Origin of the sequence: Aeromonas sp. SrichE-2G (assembly GCF_017939565.1) — a bacterium.
Classification (GTDB): domain Bacteria; phylum Pseudomonadota; class Gammaproteobacteria; order Enterobacterales; family Aeromonadaceae; genus Aeromonas; species Aeromonas taiwanensis.
Map to the genome: position 1 here is coordinate 496,784 of NZ_JAGKRG010000053.1, position 25,573 is coordinate 522,356.

Annotated in this window: 27 protein-coding genes; 17 read left to right on the forward strand and 10 right to left on the reverse strand. The window is 63.2% G+C overall.

All coding sequences use genetic code 11. The annotated features are described in order from the left end of the window. Window positions 1-51 precede the first annotated feature (51 nt). Entirely contained in the window at window positions 52-444 is a 393-nt protein-coding gene (locus J9885_RS18670) for a DUF2750 domain-containing protein (RefSeq protein ID WP_043759364.1), read from the forward strand. A 96-nt stretch (window positions 445-540) separates the two neighbouring features. On the opposite strand, the gene J9885_RS18675 is transcribed toward J9885_RS18670, so the two are convergent. The 5 genes from J9885_RS18675 to J9885_RS18695 form a co-directional block, all read right to left on the reverse strand. Continuing rightward, on the reverse strand, window positions 541-2,391 hold the full coding sequence (locus J9885_RS18675; RefSeq protein WP_210550362.1) for an extracellular solute-binding protein: 1,851 nt from the start codon (window positions 2,389-2,391) through the stop codon (window positions 541-543). A 91-nt stretch (window positions 2,392-2,482) separates the two neighbouring features. Then, window positions 2,483-3,376 carry an EamA family transporter gene (locus J9885_RS18680; RefSeq protein ID WP_210550363.1) on the reverse strand — a complete coding sequence of 298 codons (894 nt, stop codon included), beginning with the start codon at window positions 3,374-3,376 and terminating at the stop codon, window positions 2,483-2,485. Between the two features lie 128 nt (window positions 3,377-3,504). Beyond that, window positions 3,505-4,251, reverse strand: coding sequence for a DNA-binding transcriptional regulator YciT (locus J9885_RS18685; protein WP_210550364.1), 747 nt, complete (start codon window positions 4,249-4,251; stop codon window positions 3,505-3,507). An 82-nt stretch (window positions 4,252-4,333) separates the two neighbouring features. Beyond that, entirely contained in the window at window positions 4,334-6,766 is a 2,433-nt protein-coding gene (locus J9885_RS18690; protein ID WP_210550365.1) for a formate C-acetyltransferase/glycerol dehydratase family glycyl radical enzyme, read from the reverse strand. A gap of 58 nt (window positions 6,767-6,824) precedes the next feature. After that, window positions 6,825-7,721 carry a glycyl-radical enzyme activating protein gene (locus J9885_RS18695; protein WP_210550366.1) on the reverse strand — a complete coding sequence of 299 codons (897 nt, stop codon included), beginning with the start codon at window positions 7,719-7,721 and terminating at the stop codon, window positions 6,825-6,827. A 128-nt stretch (window positions 7,722-7,849) separates the two neighbouring features. Here J9885_RS18695 and fsa point away from each other — a divergent pair, with 128 nt between their 5' ends. Then, complete coding sequence (gene fsa / locus J9885_RS18700) at window positions 7,850-8,512, forward strand: fructose-6-phosphate aldolase (RefSeq protein WP_210550367.1); 663 nt, start codon at window positions 7,850-7,852, stop codon at window positions 8,510-8,512. A gap of 94 nt (window positions 8,513-8,606) precedes the next feature. Beyond that, window positions 8,607-8,795: a hypothetical protein gene (locus tag J9885_RS18705; RefSeq protein WP_042076666.1), complete on the forward strand. Its 189-nt coding sequence runs from the start codon at window positions 8,607-8,609 to the stop codon at window positions 8,793-8,795. Here J9885_RS18705 and J9885_RS18710 read toward each other — a convergent pair. Next, the gene (locus J9885_RS18710) at window positions 8,792-9,982 is read right to left on the reverse strand and encodes an HD-GYP domain-containing protein (RefSeq protein WP_210550368.1); all 1,191 of its coding nucleotides are present in this window, start codon (window positions 9,980-9,982) and stop codon (window positions 8,792-8,794) included. The two genes, J9885_RS18705 and J9885_RS18710, sit on opposite strands and share 4 nt — an antisense overlap. Window positions 9,983-10,153: 171 nt before the next feature. Here J9885_RS18710 and rsuA point away from each other — a divergent pair, with 171 nt between their 5' ends. Next, window positions 10,154-10,846 carry a 16S rRNA pseudouridine(516) synthase RsuA gene (gene rsuA / locus J9885_RS18715; protein WP_134695134.1) on the forward strand — a complete coding sequence of 231 codons (693 nt, stop codon included), beginning with the start codon at window positions 10,154-10,156 and terminating at the stop codon, window positions 10,844-10,846. 121 nt (window positions 10,847-10,967) lie between these two features. Here rsuA and J9885_RS18720 read toward each other — a convergent pair whose 3' ends face one another. Next, window positions 10,968-11,867, reverse strand: coding sequence for a DMT family transporter (locus tag J9885_RS18720; protein WP_210550369.1), 900 nt, complete (start codon window positions 11,865-11,867; stop codon window positions 10,968-10,970). Between the two features lie 281 nt (window positions 11,868-12,148). On the opposite strand from J9885_RS18720, the gene J9885_RS18725 reads away from it, so the two are divergent. Beyond that, entirely contained in the window at window positions 12,149-13,786 is a 1,638-nt protein-coding gene (locus J9885_RS18725) for a peptide ABC transporter substrate-binding protein (protein ID WP_210550370.1), read from the forward strand. A gap of 10 nt (window positions 13,787-13,796) precedes the next feature. Further along, window positions 13,797-14,339, forward strand: coding sequence for a phosphodiesterase (yfcE, locus tag J9885_RS18730; protein WP_210550371.1), 543 nt, complete (start codon window positions 13,797-13,799; stop codon window positions 14,337-14,339). Between the two features lie 60 nt (window positions 14,340-14,399). Here yfcE and J9885_RS18735 read toward each other — a convergent pair whose 3' ends face one another. The 3 genes from J9885_RS18735 to flgA all read right to left on the reverse strand — a co-directional run bounded on the left by J9885_RS18735 (window position 14,400) and on the right by flgA (window position 15,830). Then, window positions 14,400-14,816 (reverse strand): flagellar protein FlgN, encoded by a 417-nt coding sequence (locus tag J9885_RS18735; protein WP_043808356.1) that lies wholly within the window; start codon window positions 14,814-14,816, stop codon window positions 14,400-14,402. Further along, entirely contained in the window at window positions 14,813-15,133 is a 321-nt protein-coding gene (flgM, locus tag J9885_RS18740) for a flagellar biosynthesis anti-sigma factor FlgM (protein WP_043759383.1), read from the reverse strand. The genes J9885_RS18735 and flgM overlap by 4 nt, the downstream gene beginning before the upstream one ends. Window positions 15,134-15,224: 91 nt before the next feature. After that, window positions 15,225-15,830, reverse strand: a complete 606-nt coding sequence (gene flgA, locus J9885_RS18745; protein WP_349237402.1) for a flagellar basal body P-ring formation chaperone FlgA — start codon at window positions 15,828-15,830, stop codon at window positions 15,225-15,227. A 234-nt stretch (window positions 15,831-16,064) separates the two neighbouring features. Here flgA and J9885_RS18750 point away from each other — a divergent pair, with 234 nt between their 5' ends. The 11 genes from J9885_RS18750 (at window position 16,065) to flgJ (ending at window position 25,571) form a co-directional block, all read left to right on the forward strand. Continuing rightward, complete coding sequence (locus J9885_RS18750; protein WP_043759384.1) at window positions 16,065-16,976, forward strand: chemotaxis protein CheV; 912 nt, start codon at window positions 16,065-16,067, stop codon at window positions 16,974-16,976. Window positions 16,977-16,993: 17 nt separating this feature from the next. Continuing rightward, a complete protein-coding gene (locus J9885_RS18755) occupies window positions 16,994-17,818 on the forward strand; it encodes a protein-glutamate O-methyltransferase (RefSeq protein ID WP_210550373.1) in 825 nt (274 codons plus the stop codon). A gap of 64 nt (window positions 17,819-17,882) precedes the next feature. Continuing rightward, the gene (gene flgB, locus J9885_RS18760; protein WP_043759386.1) at window positions 17,883-18,284 is read left to right on the forward strand and encodes a flagellar basal body rod protein FlgB; all 402 of its coding nucleotides are present in this window, start codon (window positions 17,883-17,885) and stop codon (window positions 18,282-18,284) included. After that, a complete protein-coding gene (flgC, locus tag J9885_RS18765; protein WP_005329775.1) occupies window positions 18,281-18,700 on the forward strand; it encodes a flagellar basal body rod protein FlgC in 420 nt (139 codons plus the stop codon). Before flgB ends, flgC begins: the two co-directional genes overlap by 4 nt. Window positions 18,701-18,790: 90 nt before the next feature. Further along, on the forward strand, window positions 18,791-19,528 hold the full coding sequence (locus tag J9885_RS18770) for a flagellar hook assembly protein FlgD (protein ID WP_210550374.1): 738 nt from the start codon (window positions 18,791-18,793) through the stop codon (window positions 19,526-19,528). 10 nt (window positions 19,529-19,538) lie between these two features. Continuing rightward, complete coding sequence (gene flgE / locus J9885_RS18775; RefSeq protein WP_210550375.1) at window positions 19,539-20,885, forward strand: flagellar hook protein FlgE; 1,347 nt, start codon at window positions 19,539-19,541, stop codon at window positions 20,883-20,885. 146 nt (window positions 20,886-21,031) lie between these two features. Next, complete coding sequence (gene flgF, locus J9885_RS18780) at window positions 21,032-21,778, forward strand: flagellar basal-body rod protein FlgF (RefSeq protein WP_043759391.1); 747 nt, start codon at window positions 21,032-21,034, stop codon at window positions 21,776-21,778. 14 nt (window positions 21,779-21,792) lie between these two features. Further along, a complete protein-coding gene (gene flgG / locus J9885_RS18785; protein ID WP_005329779.1) occupies window positions 21,793-22,581 on the forward strand; it encodes a flagellar basal-body rod protein FlgG in 789 nt (262 codons plus the stop codon). 14 nt (window positions 22,582-22,595) lie between these two features. Then, complete coding sequence (flgH, locus tag J9885_RS18790; RefSeq protein WP_043759393.1) at window positions 22,596-23,267, forward strand: flagellar basal body L-ring protein FlgH; 672 nt, start codon at window positions 22,596-22,598, stop codon at window positions 23,265-23,267. Window positions 23,268-23,327: 60 nt separating this feature from the next. Further along, on the forward strand, window positions 23,328-24,425 hold the full coding sequence (locus J9885_RS18795; RefSeq protein ID WP_043759395.1) for a flagellar basal body P-ring protein FlgI: 1,098 nt from the start codon (window positions 23,328-23,330) through the stop codon (window positions 24,423-24,425). Between the two features lie 45 nt (window positions 24,426-24,470). Further along, window positions 24,471-25,571: a flagellar assembly peptidoglycan hydrolase FlgJ gene (gene flgJ / locus J9885_RS18800; protein ID WP_210550376.1), complete on the forward strand. Its 1,101-nt coding sequence runs from the start codon at window positions 24,471-24,473 to the stop codon at window positions 25,569-25,571. Window positions 25,572-25,573 lie beyond the last annotated feature (2 nt).

Sequence of the window (25,573 nt, forward strand, 5' to 3'; positions counted from 1 at the left end):
CGACGGCAAGATGTGAACATGTCGCCCTTTATTGAATGAGAGACTTGACCGATGAGCTATGAACTTAGCGACACCGAGCGCAATGCCGCGCTGCAACTGAACGCCGACTACCGCTTTGATCACTTCATCAGCAAGCTGGTCGAGCATGAGGAGCTGTTTGTCCTGACCGACGAACACGGCGTCATGATGCTGACCACCGAAGAGGAAGACTGCATCCCGGTGTGGCCGCACCCCGACTACGCCAAGGCCTGGGCCGAAGGGGAGTGGGCCGAGTGCAAGCCGCAGTCCATCACCCTGAAGGTGTGGCTGGATCGCTGGGTGGACGGCATGGAGCAGGACGAACTCTGCGTCGCCGTGTTCCCGACGCCGGATCAGGAAGGTATCGTGCTGGATCCGGCCGACGTGGCCGACGCCATCGCCCAGAAGCAGGCCAAGCGCGGCTGATATCCCTCCGCTTGTCGCTGCCACCCTGATTGCAGAAAGACCCCGCCAATGTGCGGGGTCTTTTGTTTGTGGCGCGGCCAGGCCGCGCAAGCCGCCTCATTTCTGCTGATAGGTGGTATCAATCCGGGTGACAGGCGGGAAGGTCTGGCCTGACTTGATGGCGGCCCGGGTCTGCGCCTTCGCCTCTTCATCTATCCAGAGCAGGCCGCCATAGCTGTAGCCGCTGTTGCCACCGTCCAGCGGCCAGTAGAGCAGATCACTCTGGGGCGTGGCCGGCACCTTGGGCAGTCGTACCCAGCGCCAGGCACCGGCCCGGGTATAGGGGACCTGGTAGGCGGGGACGAAACTGGCGAGCTCATAGAGCCGCTGCTGGATCTGGCGCGAGAGCTCGGCCTTCTTGCCGAAGTCGAAGGCCTTGTCGTACTGCTCCACCAGGGCCGAGATGGCATCATCGTCGATGTTCATGATGTTGTTGGTCTGGGGTTTGTTGGCGTTGACCTTGTGGAAGAACTCCCAATAGGCGGGGTAGCGGCCACCGCTCCAGGCCATCCAGGCGCTCTGGTGTTTCTTCTCCAGCATGGATTTGAAGCCGGCTGAGGCATCCATCAGGTTCAGCTCCAGATTGAGCCCCGCCTTCTTCGCCTCTTCCCGCAGCAGGGTCAGGCGCTGGGCGTGCTCCGCAGTGGTGTAGGTGATGTTAAGGCTCAGGGGCTGGCCCTTGTCGTTCTGCAGGATCCCGTCCGGCCCGGTTTTGGTGAAGCCCGCCTTGGCGAAATATTCCCGCGCCAGCTTGGGATCGAAGGAGCGTGCCTTGATGTCGGTGTTGGTGAAGGCCCCCTGGCCAGAGCCATAGGTGTTGAGGCGCTGGTAATCCCCCCGCAGCAGGGTCTCGAGCATCTTGTCGAAGGCGAGGGCATGCTGGATGCCGAGGCGCACGTCGAGAGACGACAGCAAGGGGTCTGCGGTGTTGAGGTAGAGCCCCATGGGGGGCTGGGGCGTCTGGTTGTAGAACCAGAGCCGTTCGATATAGCCCTTCTCGAATTCGGCGGTCTTGCTCTTGTCATGCCACCAGTTGGGCATGGTCAGCGGGAAGGTATCCAGCTCGCCGCGCAGGAAGTGCTGCCAGGCGATGTTCTGGTCCCTGAGCACCTTGATCTCGATGCGATCCGGGTTGAAGCGGTGCTGGAAATAGCGCTCTCCGTCCCCCCACCAATCCTTGACCCGGTTGAAGGTGACCGACTTGCCCTTCTTCACCTCGCCGATCCGGTAGGCGCCGGTGACCGGCAGTACCTTCCAGTTGTACTCCTTGACCCAGTTGGCGGTGAGCTTGATGGCGTGGCTGGGCTCCGGGCTGAAGGGCAGGGATTCCAGCAAATCTTCCCGACTCTTCTCCGTACCGCTGGTGATGGCGAGGGTATGGTCGTCGAACTTGGTCACCTCGCTTATCTGGGTGCTGTAGTAGTTGTTGTACCAGGGGTCGTTGATCTCCTTGCTGCGCATCATCTTGAGGGTGAAGACCCAGTCGTCGGCGGTCACGGGCTGGCCATCCGACCAGCGTGCCTTGGGGTTGATGCGAAAATAGAGGGTCTTGTGATCGCTTCCGAAGGCCCACTGGTTGGCGAGCATGGGGAGGGGATTGCCGGTCACGGGGTGGGTGCTCAGGAGCGGCAGATTGGTCTCCCTGACATAGCCCGCGAAGCCGCCGTTGGAGTCGGGCCCGTACTTGCGCAGGGTGAGGGGGAAGCTCGACATGAACTCATGGAAGGTCCCCCCCCGTCTGGCGTCGGGGTCGGCATAGACGGGATCGGTGTCGTTGCTCTCCCACTTGAGATCCGCAGGCAGGGTGGCACTCCAGCCGAAGGTGCTCCAGCACAGGGGCAGCACGATGGCTGTGACCCGCAGGGCGCAGGGTAAAGAGGGAATGATCGAAGGTGACGGGTGACGCATGTCCTTGCTCTCCTGATGATGGCGTCCTGCCGGAATAACGGGATCGGGCCCAAGAGGGCCTGACCCATGATGGGAAGTTTCCCGGGTGAGGTCAATCCTCGGTTTGGACCCGGAAGAGGCGCATCTTGCCCCCCAGCAGATGGACCACGAAGCCGAGCAGCACCAGGCCCGATCCCAGCCATTGCAGGGAGGTGGGGTGCTCACCCAGCAGCAGGGTCGCGGCCACCATGCCGACACAGGGCACCAGCAGGGAGAGGGGGGCCACCTGGGCCACCGGATAGCGCATCAGCAGCCGGCCCCACAGGCCGTAACCGAGCCAGGTGGCGACCAGCGAGAGGTAGAGTACGCACAGGATCCCCTGCCAGCTGATGTGCAGCAGGCTGTCGGCCATGCGTTCCGGCCCCTCGAAGATCCAGGAGAGGGCGAGGAAGGGGAGGATGGGCACCAGGCCGCCCCAGGCGATAAGGCTCGGCAATGGTGTCTGATAGCGCAGCCCGATCTGGCGGTTGATGACGTTGCCAAGGCCCCAGCTGGCGGCGGCGCACAGGGTCAGTACGAAACCGAGCAGGGTGAGGTTGCCCTCGCCGTGGGTGGCGATGAGATAGAGCCCCAGCCCCGCCAGGGGCAGGGCTACCCAGTGATGGGGCTGCCAGCGCTCCCCCAGCCAGATCATGGCGAACAGCAGGGTGAAGATCACCTGGGATTGCAGCACCAGGGAGGCCATGCCCGCAGGCATACCGAACTTCATGGCGCAGAACAGGAAGGCGAACTGGCCCAGACTGATGGCTCCGCCATAGGCCAGCAGCCAGCGCCAGGGCATGGCGGGCCTGGGGACCAGCAGGATGGCGGGGAAGACCACGCCGACGAAGCGCAGGGCCCCGAGCAGCAGCGGCGGTATGCCCTCCAGCCCCCACTTGATGGCGACAAAGTTGAGACCCCAGCAGAGGATGACCAGGGCGGCCAGGCACTTGTCCTTGGTTTGCATGCAACGTCCTTGTATGAGCGGTACCGCGACGACATGGCACCGGAAGGGAACGAGCATACCCCCGTGAGGGTGGGCCGCGTCAAGCGGCCAGGCAGGGAGGTGTCAGGCCGCGAGCGGCAATGACGAGGTCAGGCGGTGACGCAGTAGAGGCTGATGCCACGGGCCGCGATCGCCGCCCGCATGGGGGCGGGCAGGGCATCGTCGGTGACGAGTACGCTTATCTCGCCGGGCTGGCCGAGGGGGCTCGGGTGGATGGCGCCGAACTTGCTGCTGTCGGTGATGACCACATTGGTCACCCCCTTGGCCAGTACGCTGTTGACCACGTCCGCCCGCATTATGTCGCGGCCGGTGAAGCCCACCTCGGGATGAAAGCCGTCTACCCCGATGAAGGCCTTGGAGAAGTGCACCTGCTCGATGCACAGGCGGGTCAAGGGCCCCACCACGCTCTCGCTCTGGTGTTGGAACAGGCCTCCGAGCAGTACTACCTGGGCCTGGGTGTCCTTGAGCAGGTGGGCGATATAGCTGCTGATGGTGATGATGGTGACCCGCTTGTGCAGGGCCAGATGACGGGCCAGCAGGGCGTTGGCGCTGCCCCCCTCGATGAAGACCGTCTCGCCATCTTCCACCAGCTGGGCCGCCCGCTCGGCGAGGCGCTCTTTCAGCAGGTAGTTGATATTCATCCGCGCGTCCGGATCGTCGCTCTCCAGCGCCATGGCCGAGCCGTGCACCCGTTTGAGCAGCCCCTGCTTCTCCAGGGCGGTGAGATCGTTGCGCACCGTCACCTCCGATACCCCGGTGCGTTGGGAGAGCTCGCTCACGCTCATCTTGCGGGCCTGGTGGACCAGGGTGAGGATCTGTTGGTGGCGTGAATTCATGGGACCTCGCAGGCGGGTGGATGGCGGCAAGCCCCCCTGGGGTGGCTTGCCTCTCTTTGATGCACTGGCTCTCTGGGGCTCGTCAGAGGCTGTGCTCGGTGCGGGCGATGATATCATCTTGCGCATCGGGGGATAAGGCGGTGAAGAAGGCCGAGTAGCCCGCCACCCGCACCACCAGATCCCGGTACTGATCCGGATGGGCCTTGGCCGCCAGCAGGGTCTCCCGCGAGACGATGTTGTACTGCACATGCCACCCCTTGTGGACCTCGAAGAAGGTGCGCAGCAGGCTCATCAGCTTGGCCTTGTCCCGCTCACTCTCAAGGCTCGCCGGGCTCAGCTTCTGGTTGAGCAGCACGCCACCGAGGATGGCCGGGGTGGGCAGCTTGCCGAGGGAGTTGAACACGGCCGTCGGGCCCAGGCGATCCGACCCCGATGCTGGGCTGGCCCCCTCCGCCAGCGGCGTCCTGGCATGACGGCCATCCGGGGTCGCCAGGGTAGCGGCACCGAACGGCACGTTGGCCGAGATGGAGGAGGTGCCGGCGTAGTAGGTGCCGCCGATGGGGCCGCGCCCGAAGCGGGTGTTGTGCAGCCCCTTGAGTTCGTCGATGTAGCTCTGGTAGGCCGCCACCAGCAGCAGATCCACTTCGTCCAGATCGTTGCCGTATTTGGGCGCTGCCTTGGTGAGGCGCTGGCGCAACTGCTCGCCGGCGAGCCCAGCAAAGTCTTGCTCCAGCGCTTCGGCCAGCTCGCGCTGATCCACCATCCCCTGCTCGAACACCAGCTTCTTGATGGCGGCCAGGCTGTTGCCCAGGTTCGCGATCCCCACCTGCAGGCCGGAGACCCAGTCATAGACGGCCCCACCCTCCTTGATGGTCTTGCCGCGCTCGATGCAGTCATCCACCAGGGTACTGCAGAGGATGTCGTGGGCCTGGGCCTCCAGCACGCTGTCCACCACGCAGTCGATCTCGATGGATTTGCGGGTGAAGTAGCGCACCTGCTCGTCCCAGCGGGCCATCACCTCGTCGAAGGAGGCAAAATTGCCTTCGCGCAGTGCCTGGGACTGGGGCAGGAAGACCTTGCCCGTGGTGGCATCGCGGCCGCCATCCAGTGCCGCCAGCAGGATGCGGGCGAAGTTGATGAAGCTCATGCCGGTGCAGCGATAGCCCCACTTGCCGGGCACCGCGGTCTCGATGCAGCCGATGGCGGCGTAGTGGTGGGCATCCTCCACGCTCACCCCGAGCCTGATGAACTCGGGGATCACCACCTCGTCGTTGTTGAAGGCGGGCATGCCAAAGCCGCAGCGGATCACCTGGATGCAGGCGTCGAGAAAATCCTCGCTCATGCCGGCGTGGTAGCGCACCGAGAGGTTGGGCTGGGTCGAGCGCAGCTGGCCGCAGGACTCCAGAATTGCGTAGGAGAGGCCGTTGACCGCGTCATGGGCACTGCCGTTCCGCCAATTCTGGCCGCCGATGGTGACGTTCTGGTAGAGCGGGCTGCCGGCGGACGCCTTGGAGTGGGTGCCGGAGCGGATCTTGTTCACCTCCAGCAGCTTGAGCCAGCAGGATTGCAGCAGTTCGATGGCTCGCTCGCGGGGCAGGGATTCCGACAGCTCCACCTCCCGGCGATACCAGGGATAGAGGTACTGATCCATCCGGCCGAAGGAGACAGAGTGGCCGTTGGATTCGATCTGCAGGATGAGCTGGATGAAGTAGCAGAGCTGCAGCGCCTGCCAGAAGGTCTCCGGGGGCTGGTGGGCGATACGGGCGCAGTTGGCGGACATGGTCAGCAGTTCGGTGCGCCGTTCGGGAGACAGTTCGCAATCCGCCATCTCGCGGGCGAGGGCGGCGTAGCGGGCAATGTGATCGCTGACTGCCTCCAGGGTGATGGCGACGGCCTGCAGGAACTGTTCGCGCTGCAGATCGGCCCAGTCAGTCAGATCCAGCCGGCCGCGCCGCTCGGCCACCCTGACCTTGAAGCCTGCCAACCCCAGGGTGAGCAGCTCCTCATAGTTGACCGCGAGGTGGGCATCCCCCGAGGTCATGTTGCCCTCGGCCTTGATGATGCCGCTCTCCAGCAATGCCTTTTGCTCGTCGGTGAAGAGGCCGTAGCAGCGATCCTGCACCGTCTGGCCGCGCCAGAAGGGGGTGAGGGCATGGATGGCCTGCTTGTCTGCTTCGCTTACCGCAAAGCCGGCACCGGGTCTGTCCGCCAGCTCGTCGATCTCCTTCTCGATCCAGCCGACCGTGTACTCGGGGAAGAGGGGGGCGGCGCGCACCTGGCTTGCCTGGTTGCCGACGATGAGTTCGTCGTGCTTGATCCAGATGGTGCGCTCCTTGAGGTGGTGAGCCAGCGCCAGGGCACGGCGCACCGGCAGGGGGCGGGCGAGATGGGCCTGATAGGCCTCTGTGTAGTGGCGGGCCCGCTCGGTGCAGACCGGTGGCTGGACAATGTGGATCAGGCTCTCCTTGTGGGCGCGGATCCGGGGGCTGAGGGTATTCAGATCGAGCTGGGTCATGAGCGTTTCCTCTGGTCGGGTGGGAAAGGGGGTCGGTGACTGGGTCATGGCGATGTGCCTATCCCCGGGTGACGGGGGCCAGCCCCCGTCGCCGGGCGCAGTCATGGGCGAAGGCGAGCAGTGCCGGGTCATCGAGTGGCTGGAGGGGGGCCTGATAGGGTTGGTCGAGCAGGGCATACTTGCCCACGCCCAGAGTGTGGTAGGGGAGAAAGTGGATCTCCTGCACCGTGCCGAGGCTGGCCGCGCTGTCGACGATGGCCGAGATGCTGGCCTCGTCGGCGTTGAAACCGGGGATGAGCGGTACCCGGATCTGCATGGGGATACCGGTGCCGGCGAGGCGCTGGAGGTTGTCCTGCACCCGTGCCACCTGGCCGCGGGTCCACTCGAAGAAGCGCTTCTCATCCACGTGTTTGAGGTCGGCCAGCACCAGATCGAGGTGAGGCAGACTCGGCGCTATGTGGTGCCAGGGCACGTGCAGGCAGGTTTCTACCGCGGTGTGCAGCCCCTCGGCCTTGCAGCGGGCCAGCAGGGCGGCCGAAAACTCGGGCTGCATAAAGGGCTCGCCGCCGGAGAGGGTGACACCGCCACCGCTGCGTTCGAAGAAGGGGCGGTCACGCAGTAGGGTGGTCATGAGCGCCTCCAGGCTCTCTTCCCGACCGCACACCTGCAGCGCCTCGCTCGGGCAGAGTCCGCGCAGCCGCTCCACGTCCTGGGCTCCGAGGTCGGCACGTATCAACCGGATGCCTTGATCGTTGCGCAAGATAGCCGGGCAGGCCTGGCTGCAGAGGTCACATCCCTCGATACAGTGGCGCCGATCAAACAGGATGTCCGGTCTCGGGGAGCGGCTCTCCGGGTTCTGGCACCAGCGGCAGGCCAGGGAGCACCCCTTGAGAAACACCAGGGTGCGAATGCCGGGGCCATCGTGAGTCGAGTAACGTTGCAGGTCAAAAATCATACCGCCTCCTTTTGTTTTTATTTTATTAACTTTCATTCGAAAGTTGATTTGATTTCGATCAAGCTTTTTGTGGATGCGTTATCGCTAGAATGGGGGCAGATTGAACATCCAACGAAGAGGAGTCAGACATGGAGCTTTATCTCGACACCGCCGATGTGACTGCGGTGCGCCGCTGGTCCAGGATCCTGCCGCTGGCCGGGGTCACCACCAATCCTTCCATCACCGCGGCCGGTGACATGCCGTTGTCCGAACTGCTGCCCGCCCTGCGGGAGGTGCTGGGGCCCAAGGGACGGCTGTTTGCCCAGGTGATGGGCAAGACCGAGAGCGAGATGGTGCGCGAGGCGCTGGCGCTGCGGGAGCTGGATCGGGATCTGGTGGTCAAGGTGCCGGTGTGCGCAGAGGGGTTGGCGGCCATCAAGGAGTTGATGGCGCTAGGGGTACCCACCCTGGGGACTGCCGTCTATACCCCGATGCAGGGTGCTCTGGCGGCTCTGGCCGGGGCCGAGTACGTGGCGCCTTACGTCAACCGGCTGGACGCTCAGGGGGGCGATGGCATCAAGGCCGTGCAGGAGCTGCAACAGTTGCTGGCGCTGCATGCACCCGGGAGCAAGGTACTGGCCGCGTCGTTTCGCACCCCGCGCCAGGCCCTCGATTGCCTGCTGGCAGGCTGCCAGTCCATCACCCTGCCGCTGGACGTGGCGGAGCAGCTGCTCAATGTGCCGGCGGTGGACGCGGCGCTCCTGAAGTTCGATCAGGATTGGCAGAGGGCATTCCCCGACGGCGGAGTGTGACGAGAGGCGCTATCAAGGGGCGGCGGGCGGGCTAAGCTAAACATAAGAGTGCCCGATATGGCGGGCCTGTAGCGATGGCTGACCGGAGGTGACCATGAGCGATCATACCCTGCTGCCCCATGGCGAGGATCTGCGCCGCGCCGTGCGCTGGCTCAGCGACCATCATCTGCACGATATCCGGGCCATCGAGGAGGCGTGCCTGCGCTTTGACCTCTCCCCGCTGGACGAGGAGTTCCTCATTCGCTACTGCCGCGAGCAGGCCCCGGAATCCCGGGTCCGCTAGACGAAGTTGGCCAGGTTGATGTCGAACTCCTTCGGGTCCACCGTGTTCTCTATGGACTCCTGCCCCCCGCTTCTCGCGAGGTCGAGCCACTGCACCTCGAGGTAGTGGCGATGGGCCGCGTGATAGATCACCTTCACCACGGGTTTGAGTGGCTGCTGCTCGTTGCGCTGCATCACGATGGCGAGCCGCTGGTTCGAGAGCATGACCAGGGTGCCGACCGGGTAGACCCCCATGCATTTGATGAACTTGGTGACCAACTCGGCATCGAAGTGGTGGTTGATGCCCTTTAGCAGGATGCGAAACGCCTGGGTCGGCGACATCCCCTGCTTGTAGACCCGGTCCGCCGTCACCGCGTCGTAGACATCGACGATGCCGCTCATGCGGGTGTAGAGGGAGAGTTCGTCCCCCTTGAGGCGCCGCGGGTAGCCGGTACCATCGAGGCGCTCGTGATGGTTGGCGGCCACCTCCAGCATGGTGGGGGTGATGCCGGCCGTCGCGATCAGGATGTCGTGACTGTGTACCACGTGCTCGCGCATGACTCTGAACTCGTCGTCCGTCAGCTTGCCCGGTTTGTTGAGCACGGCATCCGGGGTCATGATCTTCCCCACGTCGTGCAGCAGCCCCCCCAGAGTCAGCTCCTTGAGCACGCCGCGATCCAGCCCCAGGTAGCGGCCGAAGTTGGCGAGCAGGATGGCCACGTTCATGGAGTGCTCCATCAGATAGGCGTCCTTGGCCCGGATCCGTGCCAGGCAGAGCATGGCATCTCCGTGGGTGAACATGGTGTCCACCATCTCCTCGGCCACCGCGGCCAGCGGCGTAATATCGATGGGTTCCCCCGACTTGAGGTGGCGGATGAACTTGCCCTGCAGCTCCCGGGCCTCCTGATAGAGGCGACGGATCTTGAGGGCGCGCCCGTCACTGCTGCCGGCCGGCCGCAGGGCGCCGGACACAGCATGGGTGAGCTCCGGGACAATGGCCTGATCGTTTCCGGGCAGCTTGCTGCGGGCGAGATCCACCCGCACCGTCAGCACACCGCGCCGGATCAGCGTCTCCACCTGTTGACGGGTAGTGACCAGCCCCGTCTGGGCTATCTCCATGGTACCGGTCTGGCTGGTGATGGCCATCACGTACATGCCGGGCTTCAGGCGGCTGACGGGGATAACGGGATGAGGCTGGGTCGGCTTCATGGGCGGTCCTGCAATGAGTATCGGGCGTGGGGTCACGCTGCTGGCGGCAGTCTAACACCAGAGCCGGATGACGTCAGGCGCCATCCGCCACTCTTCCCGCTTAGTGCTGGTGTTGTGAGCATCGGCCTATATAATGTCGCCCCTTATCATGATGGCTTCCGAGGTTTTTGCATGCGGCTCGATAAATTTCTTTGCGATTGCTCCGACTTGACTCGCTCCCAGGCGGGCAAGCTGATCCGTCAGGGGGAGGTGCTGGTGGATGGTGTTCTGATCAAGCAGCCCGCCTTTCACATCAACGAGCAGAACGAGATCGAGTTTGACGGCGTCACGCTGACCCTGAACCGGGCCCATCGCTACTTCATGCTGCACAAACCGGAAGGCTACGTCTGCTCCAACGAGGATCCGGATCACGCCACCGTCTTCCATCTGCTCGATGAGCCCGCCATGGGCAAGCTGCACGTGGTGGGGCGTCTGGACCTCGACACCACGGGGCTGGTGCTGATCACCGACGACGGCCAGTGGTCCCACCGCATCACCTCGCCACGGCACGAGTGTGCCAAGACCTATCACGTCTGGTTGGCGGATCCGGTGAACGAGGAGGCCATTTCGCTGTTTGCCGACGGCGTCTATCTGCGCAACGAGACCGACAAGACCCGGCCCGCCGAGCTGGAAATCCTGGATGAGCGGGAGGCGCGCCTCACCATCCACGAGGGCAAGTACCACCAGGTGAAGCGGATGTTTGCCGCCATCGGCAACAAGGTGATCGGGCTGCACAGGGAGCAGATCGGCGATCTGGCCCTGGATGAGGAGCTGGCACCGGGCGAATACCGCGAACTCACTGCGGACGAAATCGCCCGTTTCTAATTCGGTGCAGGGAAGCGGGTAATGGCCATGCTGATCCGTTTGCCTGGCGATGGCCGCGTTCTATGGTGCTGCGGGCTCGAGTGAGCGATAAGGCGGGGGACTAGGCAGTCCCCCGCCTCGTTTATCCCGCCCCCAGCACCAGCGCCGTGCCCAGGGTGGCCAGGAGGGCGCCGGTCCAGGCGGGGAGCGAGGGTCGCATCCCGGAGTGCCACCACAGCAGGGGCAGCAGGATGACCGGGGTGGTGGAGGAGAGGATGGCCACCATGCCGACGTCCCCCTGACGCAGGGCCACCAGGATCAGCGTCATCCCCAGGGCCATCGCCAGAAAACCGTTGATGCCGATCATGCCGAGCACCTGGCGGTTGATGGGGTGTTGCGGCATGGCGAGCGGCAGGCGCACCGCCCGCAGGGCACAATGGGCCAGCAGGGCGCTGCCCATCCGGATGCCGGAGGCGCTCACCGCGTCCACGTCGCCGCTCATCATCACCGGCTTGGCGATGATGGCCCCCAGGCTCTGGCACAGGGCGGCGGTGAGGCCGAGGGCGATACCGACCACCAGGCTGCCGCGCACCTGTTCCCATTCACTCTGCTGGTTGTTGCCGCGCCGCCCGAACAGGATGGCGAGCATGACCCCGGCCAGCACCAGCAGGGCACCCAGCAGGCGCCAGCCACCGAGGTGCTCGCCAAACAGCCAGAGCCCGAGCAGGGCGGAGAAGAGCGCGTGGCAGGAGAACAACAGGCCGCTGCGCCTGGGCCCCAGCCGGTTCATGCAGGCAAAGAGGGCGGTGTCGCCGACGAAGATGCCGACGAGGCCGGAGAGGGCGAGCAGGGGAAGGGCGCTCTCGGTGAGGGTCTGCCAGCCCCCGGTGGCGAGGCTGGCAGCAGCCAGCATCAGGCTGACCAGGAACATCCGCCAGCGGCTGTAGGCAAAGGCTCCCAGATGACGCGCCGGTTTGACGGAAATGAGGGCGGCGATCGCCCATAAACTGGCGGCGGCCAGCGCCAGCCATTCGTAACCCATACAGACCCCTGAAACGGTAGACATCAGCCTGACGGACACCGGTGTCGGCCGTCATGGCGGCCCGATTGGCCGCCGGCAAGGCGAACTGGGCATGCCAGCGGCGGTGCTGGCATAAAAACCCCTGAAAAAATTAGCCCGAAAGACTCCATCTGCCGGGCAAGCCCGATACAATACGGGGCGTCTTCGGGGATAACAAGTGCGGTTTCATGCATTCGCTTTCAGGCGCGCCGCCGGCCTTCCCCACACCATGCAGTCCAAAGAATTGAATAGAGGTTGATGTCATGTTGTACCGTTTTGCCGCCAGGCCAGCCCGTCGCTGGCTCTCTCCCTTGCTGTTGGGGCTGATGATGACACCGTCGCTACAGGCGACCACGGTGGGGCAAACGCCCGTGCTGTCGGACAGGCAGGTCCTGGTCAAGGGGAACGGCGCCGAACCCGAGTCCCTCGATCCCGCCCTGATCCGTTCCGGCTTCCCGGGGGAGGTGGTGCTGGTGGACCTGTTCGAGGGGCTGGTGAGCGAGGACGGGCAGGGCAGGATAGTGCCCGCCCAGGCCCAGCGCTGGGAGATGCGGGAGGACGGGCTGGTGTGGCGCTTCTTCCTGCGCCCCCAGCTGAAGTGGTCCAACGGGGAGCCGCTCACCGCCAGGGACTTCGTCTACGCCTGGCGGCGGTTGCTGAACCCGGCCCTGGCCTCGCCTTCCGCCGGCCTGCTGCTGGCTACCGGGATCAACAATGCCCAGTCCATCTATGGTGGTGCCCTGGATCCCGAGGCCCTGGGGGTGGAGGCCGAGAGCGATCTCATCCTCAAGGTGACCCTGGAGCGTCCCGTGCCCTACTTCCTGCAGCTCATCAGCCAGCGCCCCTTCGTGCCGGTCAACGAGCAGGTCATCGCCAGGTTTGGCAAGGCATGGACCCAGCCCGGCAATCTGGTGAGCAACGGCGCCTACCGGCTGGTGAGCTGGGTGCCGAACGAGCGCATCGAGGCCGAGCGCAACCCCCAGTACTGGGATGACGCCCACACCCGGATCCAGCGGGTGACCTATCTGCCGCTGGCGTCCCAGCATGCGGAGCGGCTGCGCTACGAGGCGGGGGAGATCCAGCTCACCAACAAGGTGGCGCTGGAGTATTACCAGAAAACCATGGCGGAAGCGCCGGAGCGGATCTGGGGTCTGCCCCTGCTGGGTACCTATCTCTATACCTTCAATCTGCACCGCCCCGAGCTGCAGGACGTGCGGGTGCGCCGGGCGCTCTCCATGGCCATCGACCGTCGCCTGCTGACCGAGAAGGTGAGCGGCCAGGGAGAGCGTCCCGCCTGGTCCCTGCTGCCGGACATGCCGGGTTACGACGAGCTGGGATCCCCCCTTGCCCTGGAGGCGCCGGCCACCCGGCTGGCCCAGGCCTCGGCGCTGCTCGCCCAGGCCGGCTACAACAGCGCCCGTCCGCTCAAGCTGACCCTGACATACAACACCTCGGAGAACCACAAGAAACTGGCGCTGGCGGTGGCCGCCATGTGGAAGCCCCTGGGGGTCGAGGTTGCCCTCAACAACATGGAGTGGAATGCCTATCAGGTCGCCAAGGACAGCGGGGATTTCATGGTCGCCCGCTCCTTCCTGTTCGGTGACTATGTCGAGCCCTCATCCATGCTGGGCAGTTTCCGTTGCCAGGATCCCCAGAACGAGAGCGGTTACTGCAACCCGGCCTTCGACGGCCTGTTGCAGCAAGCATCGGATACCCTGGATGCCACGGCCCGGGCCGGGATCTATCATCAGGCCGAGCAGCTGCTGATGGAGGAGATGCCCGTCATCCCCGTCTACCACTACAACCAGATGCGGCTGGTGGACCCGCTCCTGCGCGGTTTGCCGAGCCGCAACCTGAAGGGGGCCATCGCCACCAAGGATCTCTACTTCGGCCAGCCATGAGGAGCGAGCGATGAAGATAGCCATCATTTCGGATCTGCACGGCAGCCTGCCTGCCCTGGAGCAGGTGCTGGCGCAACTGGCCCCCTGGCAGCCGGATCACTACCTGCTGCTCGGGGATTTGCTCAACCACGGACCACGCAATCCGGTGCCGGCGGGCTATGCGCCTGCCGACGTGGCGGCGCGACTCAACGAGCTGGCGCCCGGGATCATGGCGGTGCGGGGAAACTGCGACTCCGAGGTGGACCAGATGCTGCTCGACTTCCCCATCACCGCCCCCTACAACCAGTTGCTGGTGGACGGGCGGCGCTGGTTCGTCAGCCATGGTCATCTCTATAAACCGGATGCCGTGCCCCTGCCGGCAGGCAGCCTCTTCATCAGCGGCCACACCCATCTGCCGGTATTGCAGCGAGAAGGGGAGCTGGTGTTGATGAATCCGGGGTCCATCTGCTTTCCGAGGGGGGAGTGGGCGGCGAGCTACGGCCGTTACGAGGATGGCGTCATGAGCATCCACGCCTGCCAGGACGGGGCCACCCTGATGCGGCTGGTGCTCTGATGGCGTGACGTCGGGAAAGAGGGGACAAACCGGCCTTGCAGTAAAGTAAGGAGAGGGGCCTCAGGCCTTGATCCCCAGGGAGCGGGTGCCGGAGCGGGTGTTGCCCTTGGCATCGTAGGTCAGGGAATTGCTGTCTCTGAGCTTGCTGAGGAAGCTGGCCAGCCTGCGATTGGAGATGATGCTGAGCTCGAGCAGTCGGCCATTGAGGTCGTTCTGCTCCTGGCAGGCGCCCAGCTTGGCTTGCAGGGCCTGCAGCTCGCTGGGGAAGGCGTCGAGCTGTTGCTGGAGATCAGGCAACTCGGCCAGGGTCTTGTCCAGCGTCTCGATGGCCACCAGCAGTTGCTGCTTGCGATCGGCCAGAGCCGGCAAGGCGAGGGCACGGTGTGCCTTGAGCAGATCAAACTCCTCCGCCAGCAAACCCTGCATCTGGGAGAGGTTGTCGTCCTGGGCGCGCAGCAGCGAAGGCAGGTCCATCATCCCAGTCGCTTGTCCAGATCGGCTTCGAAGCTGAACATCTTCCGGGCCACGGCTTCGCTGTTGACCTTGTACTCCCCACTGGCCACGGCCTTCTTCAGGCTCTCGACGCGGCTCTCGTTACCGGTGGAGGCGGTGTTGAGGGTCTTCTGCATCTGTTGCAATTGCTGCGCCTCGCTGGTCAAGGAGACTGAGTCGCTCTTGACGGTCGTCGCGCGGTTGCCCTCGCTCGAGGTCGCGGACTTGGTGGCTACACCCTGACTGGTCCCGTTGTTTTGCAACCGGCTGTTAGCCAAGTTGTTGATATTGTTAATAGCCATACGGTTTACCTTTGTCTGCTTTGCTGTTCGCTTACCTGTATATCGGTGACGGCGGTCAGAACTTTAGAAAAAAATTGCGGCTGTCGTACTGTCAGAACGTGACGATCACGGACCCCACGGCACTGACCTGACCCTGCACCGCTCTGCCCGAGCGAATGTTGACAAGCCGGATCATGTCTCCGAAGCTGCCATCTTGCAAGGCACGGGCCATGGTTTTGATCTGCATGCTGCTGTTTTCGGCCACCAGGGTCACCTGATCCCCCTTGCAGACCACGCAGACCTGGGTGAGGCGAATGGGTTGGCCGGGCTTGAGCTCACGTTTGCTGCGCACCCCGATGAGGGCGGTCGGATCGGTCAGATAGTCGCCCCGGATCAGGGTCTGATCCTGATAGGCCAGGGTCAGCATGGACTCGCTCAGTATGTCGCCCTTGGCCACCGGGGCCGCGACCGTGACATAGGGCTTCTGGATGCTGACCCGTACCGGCAGGTAGAGATCCCAGGACTTTTCCTCTTCGCACTTCAGATAGACGGTGGTGTTGCGGCGCACCTCCATCCTGGCCGGCAGGGAGATGGTGAGCGCGTCCTCGCAGCGCGTCAGGGGGAGGCGTTCGTCAATGGTGCCGGCCTTTACCTCGGCCTGGGCGTCGAGGGGCATATCCAGCTGACCCAGCACGAACTCCTGCGCCTGCTCCTGCAGATAGTCGGTGACCTCGGATGCCACGGCGTGAGACAGGCTGCAAAACGGCAGTAAGATGAGGAAAAGTCTATTAATCATTTCTGCTTACCGGTCGATAAGTTATTCACGTCTACCACCGTAGTTAACTATGCTTGCACCAGAATTCGGTTGTGGAAACAACGATGGTCTGCTGCAAGCCAATGTGCATGGATAATAACATGCACGATCAGTGCCAAGCATTTTTAGGGAGTGTTTATGGCGAGTATTCTGGACTCGGTCAACCAGCGAACCCAGTTAGTGGGACAAAACCGGCTGGAGTTGCTGCTGTTTCGTCTCAACGGACGTCAAAGATTTGGCATCAACGTATTCAAGGTACGTGAGGTGCTGCAGTGCCCTCCCTTGACCGTCATGCCCAAGCTCAACTCCTGCATACGCGGTGTGGCCCACATTCGCGGCCAGACCATCTCGGTGATCGATCTCAGCATGGCGATGGGCAAGCGTCCCATCCAGGACCTCTCCAAGTGCTTCATCATCATCTCCGAGTACAACCGATCCATTCAGGGCTTCCTGGTCCATTCGGTGGAGCGCATCATCAACATGAACTGGGAGTCCATCCTGCCGCCCCCCAAGGGCGCGGGTCGCATCAACTACATGACGGCGGTGACCGAAGTGGATGGCGAGCTGGTGGAGATCCTGGACGTGGAGCGCATCCTCAACGAGATCTCGCCGGTCTCCACCGAGGTGAGCTCGGAGATCGTGGAGGCGAGCGTGGAGCGCAATCCCCACGGCCGTCCCGTGCTGGTGGCGGACGACTCCTCGGTGGCGCGCAAGCAGGTGCAGCGGGCGCTGGAGGCCATCGGGGTGCAGTGCGTGCTGGCCAAGGATGGACGGGAGGCGCTCAACATGCTGCTGGAGATGGCCAAACAGGGGCCCATCAAGGATCAGCTCGCCCTGGTCATCTCCGACATCGAGATGCCTGAGATGGACGGCTACACCTTCACGGCGGAGATCCGCAACAATCCCGCACTCAAGGATTTGCATGTTATCCTGCATACCTCCCTGAGTGGGGTATTCAATCAGGCTATGGTGCAGAAGGTTGGTGCTAACGACTTCATCGCCAAGTTCCAGCCTGATGAACTGGCCAAGGCCGTACAAGGCGCCCTCTAATCAAGAAGAACAACTGCATGAAGACAATTTCGGACGACTTATACAGGCAATTCAGCAATTTTCTGGCGCAACAGAGCGGCATAGTGCTGGGTGACAACAAACAGTATCTGGTCAAGAGTCGCCTGTCGCCCTTGATGACTCAGTTTGGTATCGAGAGTCTGTCTGAACTGGTCACCCGGGCGATGAGCGTGCGCGAGCGGGAACTCAAGATGGCGGTGGTCGATGCCATGACCACCAACGAGACCCTGTGGTTTCGCGACAGCTACCCGTTCCAGCTGCTGAGCGACAAGATATTCCCGGAGCTCGGCAAGAGCGGTCGCCCCATCAAGATCTGGTCGGCGGCCTCCTCGTCCGGGCAGGAGCCTTACTCCATCGCCATGACGGCGCTGGAGCAGCAGGTCAAGCGGCCGGGCACCCTGCCGGGCGGAGTGCAGATAGTGGGGACCGATATCTCCACCACCATGCTCAACCAGTGCAAGGAGGGGGTCTACGACAGCCTGGCGCTGGCGCGCGGTCTCTCCCCCGAGCGCAAACGGCTCTTCTTCGAGCCCTGTGGCGACAACAAGATGCGGGTCTCGGAACGTGTCAGAAAATTGACCAGCTTCCGTCCCCTGAACCTGCTGGAGAGCTACAGCCTGCTCGGCAAGTTTGACATCATCTTCTGTCGCAACGTGCTCATCTACTTTGCACCCGAGGTGAAGTCCAAGATCCTCAACCAGTTTGCCGGCAGCCTCAATCCTGGCGGCTATCTGATGCTGGGGGCCTCGGAGTCCCTGGCCGGCCTCACCGACAAGTTCGAGATGATCCGCTGCAACCCCGGCATCGTCTACAAAGTCAAATAACCCCTCCTTCAAGTCCCTCTTTGGCACACCTCTTGCTAAACATTCGTGAAGCAGGAGGTGTGCTATGGCAATTTCGTTCGACAAGGCATTCGGTGTTCACCAGTACACGCTGAGCGTGCGCGCCAAGCGTGCGGAGGTGTTGTCCAGCAACATCGCCAACGCGGATACGCCGGGTTTCAAGGCCCGTGACATCGACTTCTCCCAGGCGTTGCAGGATGCCCAGAGCCGGCAAGGGTTCGGGCTGAGCACCACCAGCGAGAAACACTTCGCCTTGCAGATGGATGCGTCCGGGTCGACCCAGTACCGCAACCCCCTGCAACCGGATACCGGTGATGGCAATACGGTGGACGTGCAGCAGGAGCGCAGCGAATTTCTGCGCAACAGCCTCGAATACCAGGCCTCCCTCGAATTCATGAACGGCAAGATAAGCGGCCTGCTCAAGGCACTGAAAGGAGAGCAAGGATGAGTTTGTTCAAGGTCTTTGACATTGCAGGCTCCGCCATGAGCGCGCAGTCCGTCCGCCTCAACACGGTGGCGAGCAACATGGCCAACGCAGACAGCGTCAGCTCCAGCGTGGAAAAAACTTACCATGCCAGGCGGCCAGTCTTTGCCGCCCAGCTGGATCAGGCCATGTCCGACAAGCAGGCCTCGGTCGGGGTGGATGTGAAGGGGATCGTCGAGAGCGATGCCCCCCTGCTCAAGGAGTACAACCCGAACCACCCGATGGCGGACAAGGACGGCTTCATCTTCAAGCCCAACGTCAACATGGTGGAGGAGATGGCGGACATGATCGCCGCCTCCCGCAGTTACCAGACCAACGTCCAGGTTGCCGATGCGGCGAAGAAGATGCTGCAACAGACCCTTGGCCTCGGCAAATCCTGATAGAGGTGGACCCAGATGACAGAGACCCATGACAGCCAGGCCGGCAGCTGCAAGCGACCGGACCGGCAAGCCCTAGAGGGGGACGCATAAGTGGCAGATACCTATGACAGCCTGCTGGGTGTCAACCGGACGACGTCGGCCCAGACCAGCACGGCCAGCACCAGCACCCAGAAGAAGGAGCTGGATCAGGAGTCTTTCCTGAAGCTGCTGACCATGCAGCTCTCCTATCAGGACCCGTTCAAGCCGGTGGACAACGCCCAGATGCTCTCCCAGATGACGTCCATGTCGACGTCACAGGGGATCAGCAGCCTCTCCACCCAGATGGAGAGTCTCAACAGCCTGATGACCTCCAGCCAGGCGCTGCAGGCGTCGGCCCTGGTGGGTCAGAACGTGCTCATTCCCTCCAACACCGGCTATGTGGAGAAGGGGGGCACCCTCTCCGGCGTCATCGCCACCGGTGACGGCGGCAGCAACATCAAGGTGACGGTGAAGGACGAGAGCGGTCAGGTGATCAAGGAGTTTTCCATCGAGGGGGATCAGAAAGGCAACGTGCCCTTCACGTGGGATGGCCTCGACAAGTCGGGCAATGCGGCCAAGAGCGGGAAGTATTCGATAGAAGCCTACGCCACCGTGGACGGCAAGTCGGAAAGCGTCCCCGCCCTGACCTACGCCAAGGTGGAGAGCGTTACCCTGGGCACCAGCTCCAACCCCAGTACCCTCAAGCTCAAGGGGCTGGGCGGCATCTATCTGACCGATGTATTGGAAATTGGCGGGACGACCGGCAACACGACGACCAAGTCGGCTTCGACCTCTAACGCAGTGATCTAAGGAGAAAGACATGTCATTCAACAATGCCCTCAGCGGCATCAATGCGGCTCAAAAAGACCTGAACGTCACCGCGAACAACATTGCCAACGTCAACACCACCGGCTTCAAGGAGTCCCGTGCCGAGTTCGCCGACGTCTACGCCAACTCCATCTTCGTCAACGCCAAGACCCAGGTCGGCAACGGGGTGGCGACTGGCGCTGTGGCCCAGCAGTTCCACCAGGGCGCGCTGCAATTCACCAACAACGCGCTGGATCTCGCCATCCAGGGCAACGGCTTCTTCGTGACCTCGGACGGCCTGACCAACCTGGATCGTACCTACACCCGTTCAGGCGCCTTCAAGCTCAATGAAAGCAGCTACATGGTCAGCAACTCCGGCGGTTATCTGCAAGGGTACGAGATCAACTCTGACGGCACGCCGAAGGCGGTGAGCATCAATGCCACCAAGCCCATCCAGATCCCGGACAAGGCCGGTGAGCCGGTGCAGACCACGACGGTCGAGGCTGGCTTCAACCTGCCTTCCAGCACGAAAACGCTGATGGATGTGAATGCCTCCAAGTTTGACCCCACGGATTCGAGCACATATGCCTCCTCCACCTCTGTGGTGGTCTACGACTCCCTAGGCGAGCCACACACCATCACCCAGTACTTCACCAAGGAAGCGGATCCGGCCGATCCTACCCAAGCGGCGGTGCCGACGGCCTGGCGCATGTACCTCTATGAAGGGGACAAGCCCATCGACATCGTAGGCGGTACGGCCACCACCATGGCGACCGGCGTCAGCCAGGCCCCCCTGAGTGCCCGGGTGACCTTCGATGCCTCCGGCAAGATGGTCACACCCACCACCCCGGCGGTCATCAAGACGGAACCCCTGGGGGCGGCGGGGGCTGGTATCATCACCAATGGCGCCGATGGCACCCAGGAGATCGAGTTCAAGCTCGGCACCGTGACCCAGTACGCCTCCCCCTTTGAAGTGAGCAAGCTGACCCAGGATGGTTCCACCGTCGGTCGCCTGACCAAGGTGGAGATCGGGGCGGATGGCATAGTCTCCGCTACTTACAGCAACGCCACCACCGTCAAGGTGGCCATGGTGGCCATGGCGAAGTTTGCCAATGCCCAGGGTCTCACCCAGGTCGGCGACACCTCCTGGCGCCAGTCCCTGCTCTCTGGCGATGCCTTGCCCGGCACCCCGAACTCTGGCACGTTTGGCTCCATCAAGTCGTCGGCGCTGGAGCAGTCCAACGTGGACCTCACCACCGAGCTGGTCGATCTCATCACTGCCCAGCGCAACTTCCAGGCGAACTCCCGTTCCCTGGAAGTGAACAGCTCCCTGCAGCAGAACATACTGCAGATCCGCTAAGCTTTTTGGCGGTTACAAGGGGCGCTTCGGCGCCCCTTGTCGTCTGCGGCAGGCGTATTTTCCTCCTCCATGTCGTCGCTCTTCTCTCTTCTTGGCATCCTACTTGCAGTTCTCCCGCGAGAGTCATCTGTTTGACGGAGGATCCCATGGATCACCTGCTTTACATTGCCATGTCCGGGGCCAAGGAGAACATGAACAGCCTGGCTGTGCGTGGCAACAACCTGGCCAACGCCAACACCATCGGCTTCAAGTCTGACTTCGAGCAGGCGCGCAGCATGCAGGCGTTTGGCGAAGGGCTGCCCACGCGGGTGTTCGCCATGACCGAGCGGCCGGGCCAGAACCTCCAGCACGGCATGCTGCAGACCACGGGCCGGGATCTTGACGTCGCCGTCGATGGGCCGGGCTGGATAGCGGTGCAGGATCCCAACGGTGGCGAAGCCTACACCCGCATGGGCAACCTCCAGCTCAATGCCACCGGCAACCTGCAGACCTCCACCGGTCTGAACGTGGTGGACGACGGCGGTCAGCCCATCGTGCTGCCGCTGCCCATGGAGAAGATCGAGATCAATCGGGATGGCACCATCAGCGGTCGCCCCGAGGGGGCCGCCGCCAACCTGCCGGAGGATTTCCAGCGCATCAAGCTGGTCAACCCGGCGGGGGATGCGGTTGAGAAGGGTCAGGATGGCCTGTTTCGCCGCAAGGATGGCCAGAAGGAAGCCGCTTCTGCCGAGGTGGGCCTGATCGCCGGTTCCCTTGAGGGGAGCAACGTCAACGTGGTCGACGAGATGACCAACCTTATTCGCCTGCAACGTCAGTTTGAAACTCAGGTCAAGATCATGAAGACCGCCGAGGAGAACGACGAGGCCCAAACCCAGCTGCTGCGTATCAGCTAATCAAGGAGCACACCATGAATCCTGCACTCTGGATCAGCAAGACCGGCCTCGATGCCCAGCAGACCAACATCTCGGTCACCTCGAACAACCTGGCGAACGCCAGCACCGTGGGCTACAAGAAGGCGCGAGCCATCTTCGAGGATCTGCTCTACCAGAACGTCAACCAGCCCGGTGGCCGCTCCTCGGCGGACACCGAACTGCCCTCCGGCCTGATGCTGGGGGCGGGGGCCAAAGTGGTTGCCACCCAGAAGAACCACAGCCAGGGCAACGTCCAGACCACGGACAACTCCCTGGACCTGATGATCAGCGGCCGCGGCTACTTCGAAATCCAGCTGCCGGACGGCAGCGCGGCCTACACCCGCAACGGCCAGTTCACCCTGAACGATGAGGGCACCATAGTGACCCCGGGCAACGGCTATCCGCTGCAGCCGGAGATCCAGATCCCCGAGAACGCCCAGAGCGTGACCGTGGGGGAGGATGGCCAGGTCTCGGTGCAGCTCAAGGGGGACGGCCAGTCCCAGGTGGTGGGCCAGATCAACACCACGGACTTCGTCAACCCGACCGGCTTGCAGCCAATGGGGGAGAACCTCTTCGTCGAGACCCAGTCCAGCGGCGCCCCCATCCAGGGAACCGCCGGTGCAGACGGGCTCGGGGTCATCAAACAGGGGATGCTGGAGACCTCCAACGTCAACGTGACCGAGGAGCTGGTGAACCTCATCCAGGCCCAGCGGGTGTACGAGATGAACTCCAAGGTCATCTCTGCGGTGGACTCAATGATGTCCTTCCTTACCCAGCGCACCTGATTAGGAGAGTCATGATGAAAGCCATCTGGATGCTGAGCCTGCTGACGCTGGCAGGCTGTACCAGTACCCTCAACACCCCGAGACCCGACGATCCCGAGTTCGCCCCCGTGTACGGCGAGTCGGAGCCGGTGTCGGTGCGCCCGACCGGGGCCATCTTCCAGCCCGAGCAGGTCAACGGTATCTACTCGGACATCAAGGCGCACCGGGTGGGTGACATCATCACCATCCAGTTGGCGGAGTCGACCTCGGCGTCGAAGAAGGCCAACACCCAGAGCGGCAAGGACAACAAGCTGGCGCTCGACCCCGTCACCCTGGGTGGCGTGCCGGTCACGGCGGGGCCCTACGATCTGTCGGCCTCCATCGGCCAGAACAGTGCGTTCAAGGGGCAGGCCAAGGCGGATCAGAGCAACAGCCTGCAGGGCAACATCTCGGTCAGCGTGGTCAAGGTGCTGCCGAACGGCAACCTGCTGGTGCGCGGCGAGAAGTGGATCATGCTCAACAACGGCAACGAATACATCCGCATCACCGGCCTGGTGCGCCCGGAGGACGTCAGCTCCGAGAACAGCGTGTCATCCCAGAAGGTGGCGAATGCGCGCATTCATTACGGTGGGACCGGCGATCTGGCCAACACCCAGGAACAGGGCTGGCTCACCAGCTTCTTCAATGGCCCCTGGTGGCCCATCTAAGCGTCAGGTGCCCGGACAACCCATTCGATCCGGGCCACAGTGGTTTTGTTAGGAGATGTCATGAACCGATTCCGTCTGCTTGCCCTGCTGTGCTGCCTGTTGCCGCTCGGGCTGGCGCACGCGTCCCGCATCAAGGATCTCGCCTCGGTGGAAGGGGTGCGCAGCAACCAGCTGATCGGTTACGGTCTGGTGGTGGGTCTGCCCGGCACGGGTGAGAAGAACAACGCCTTCACCGAGCAGACCTTCAGGACCATGCTCAACAACTTCGGCATCAAGGTGCCGGACAACATCAAGCCCAAGATCAAGGACGTGGCGCCGGTGGCCATCCACGCAGACCTGCCTCCCTTCTCCAAGCCGGGCCAGACCATAGACGTCACCGTCTCCGCCATCGGCGAGGCGAAGAGCCTGCGGGGCGGCACCCTGCTGCAGACCTTCCTCAAGGGGCTGGACGGCCGCGTCTATGCGGTGGCCCAGGGCAGCCTGGTGGTCGGTGGCCTGGGTGCCGAGGGGGCGGACGGATCCAAGGTGGTGATCAATACCCCGACCGTGGGACGCATCGCCAACGGGGCGACCGTGGAGCGGGAGGTGCCGAACTCCTTCAGCCAGGGGGACACCATCACCTTCAACCTGAACCGGCCGGACTTCACTACCGCTCGCCGGGTGGCTGACGTGGTCAATGATCTGGTGGGGCCCAACACCGCCCAGGCGCAGGATGCCACCTCCATCAAGGTGTTCGCGCCGCGGGATCCGGCCCAGCGGGTCTCCTACCTCTCCACCATCGAGAACCTGGAGGTGGATCCGGCGAGCGAGTCCGCCAAGATCATCGTCAACTCCCGTACCGGCACCATCGTCATAGGCAGCGAGGTCAGGTTGCGCCCGGCCGCCATCAGCCACGGCGGCCTGACGGTCACCATTGCCGAGAACCAGCAGGTTTCCCAGCCCAATCCGCTGGCGGGCGGGCAGACGGCGGTCACCAACAACTCCACCATCAATGTGCAGCAGGATCCGGGGCGGATGTTCAAGTTCGATACCGGCGCGACCCTGGACGATCTGGTGCGGGCGGTGAACCAGGTGGGGGTGGCCCCGGGCGACCTGATGGCGATCCTGGAGGCGCTGCAGCAGGCGGGCGCGATCCAGGGGCAGCTGGTCATTCTGTAGTTTCTTGAGCGGCAAGCGGTTGCCACGGGCGGCAAAGAGGTAGTTATGGCAGAGTTCGACACCCAGAGCGGTATCAATCTTGGCATGGTGCAGGACGTCCAGAACCTGGACAAGCTGCGGCGCATGAGCCAGAGCAAGGAAGGGCAGCAGGGGGCACTGATGGCGGCAGCCCGCCAGTTCGAGTCCATCTTCACCCAGACCCTGTTCAAGGGGATGCGCCAGGCCAACTCGGTGCTGACCGAGGGCAACCCGATGAACAGCAGCTACACCCAGTTCTATGAAGGGATGCTGGACGAGCAGCGGGTTGCCGACATGTCGAGCAAAGGGGGGCTCGGCATTGCCGAGATGGTGGCCAGACAGCTCTCCCCCGAGAAGACCTTCACCCATCAGGACGGGCGCGTGCTCAAGCTGCCCGAGCGTACCGAGCGGGTTTACAAGCCCTATCAGCCCCCCAGTGCTTCCAACGATCTGATCGCGGCCTCCAAAGTTGGCAAAGATTTTGCTGATAACGAAATGAAGAGCGAGATGAATGGGGGTGAGTCCCGGCTGGCCCCGCCTCGTCGCCCTCACCGCACCGTGCCGCCCATGGGCAGTATCCAGCGGGCGCCGGCCCTGGATGGCAGTGCCAAGGTGTTCGACAGTCCGGAAGAGTTCGTCGACAGGCTGATGCCGCTCGCCAAGAAGGCGGCGGACAAACTGGGGCTGAGTCCGGCGGTGCTGGTGGCCCAGGCGGCCCTGGAGAGCGGTTGGGGCAAGCGGGTGATCAAGGACGGGGAGGGGCAGATAACCCACAACCTTTTCGGCATCAAGGCCGATCCGCGCTGGGAAGGGCCCAAGGCCGTGGTGAGCACTCTGGAGTATGAACAAGGGGTGGCGTCGCGTCAGAAGGCGGCGTTTCGTTCCTACGAGTCGTTCGAGGAGAGCTTCAACGACTATGTGGACTTCCTGACCTCGGGCACCCGCTACAAGGGGGCCCTGGCCAAGGTCGACAGCCCGGACCGCTATTTCGAGGCACTGCAGCAGGCCGGGTATGCCACCGACCCCCAGTACGCCAAAAAACTTAAACAAGTGTTGCGCAGCGATGCCATCGCCGGCTACTCGGCGCCCGGCAACGCTGCGACCAGGAACACAGAGATGGAGCTGTAAGC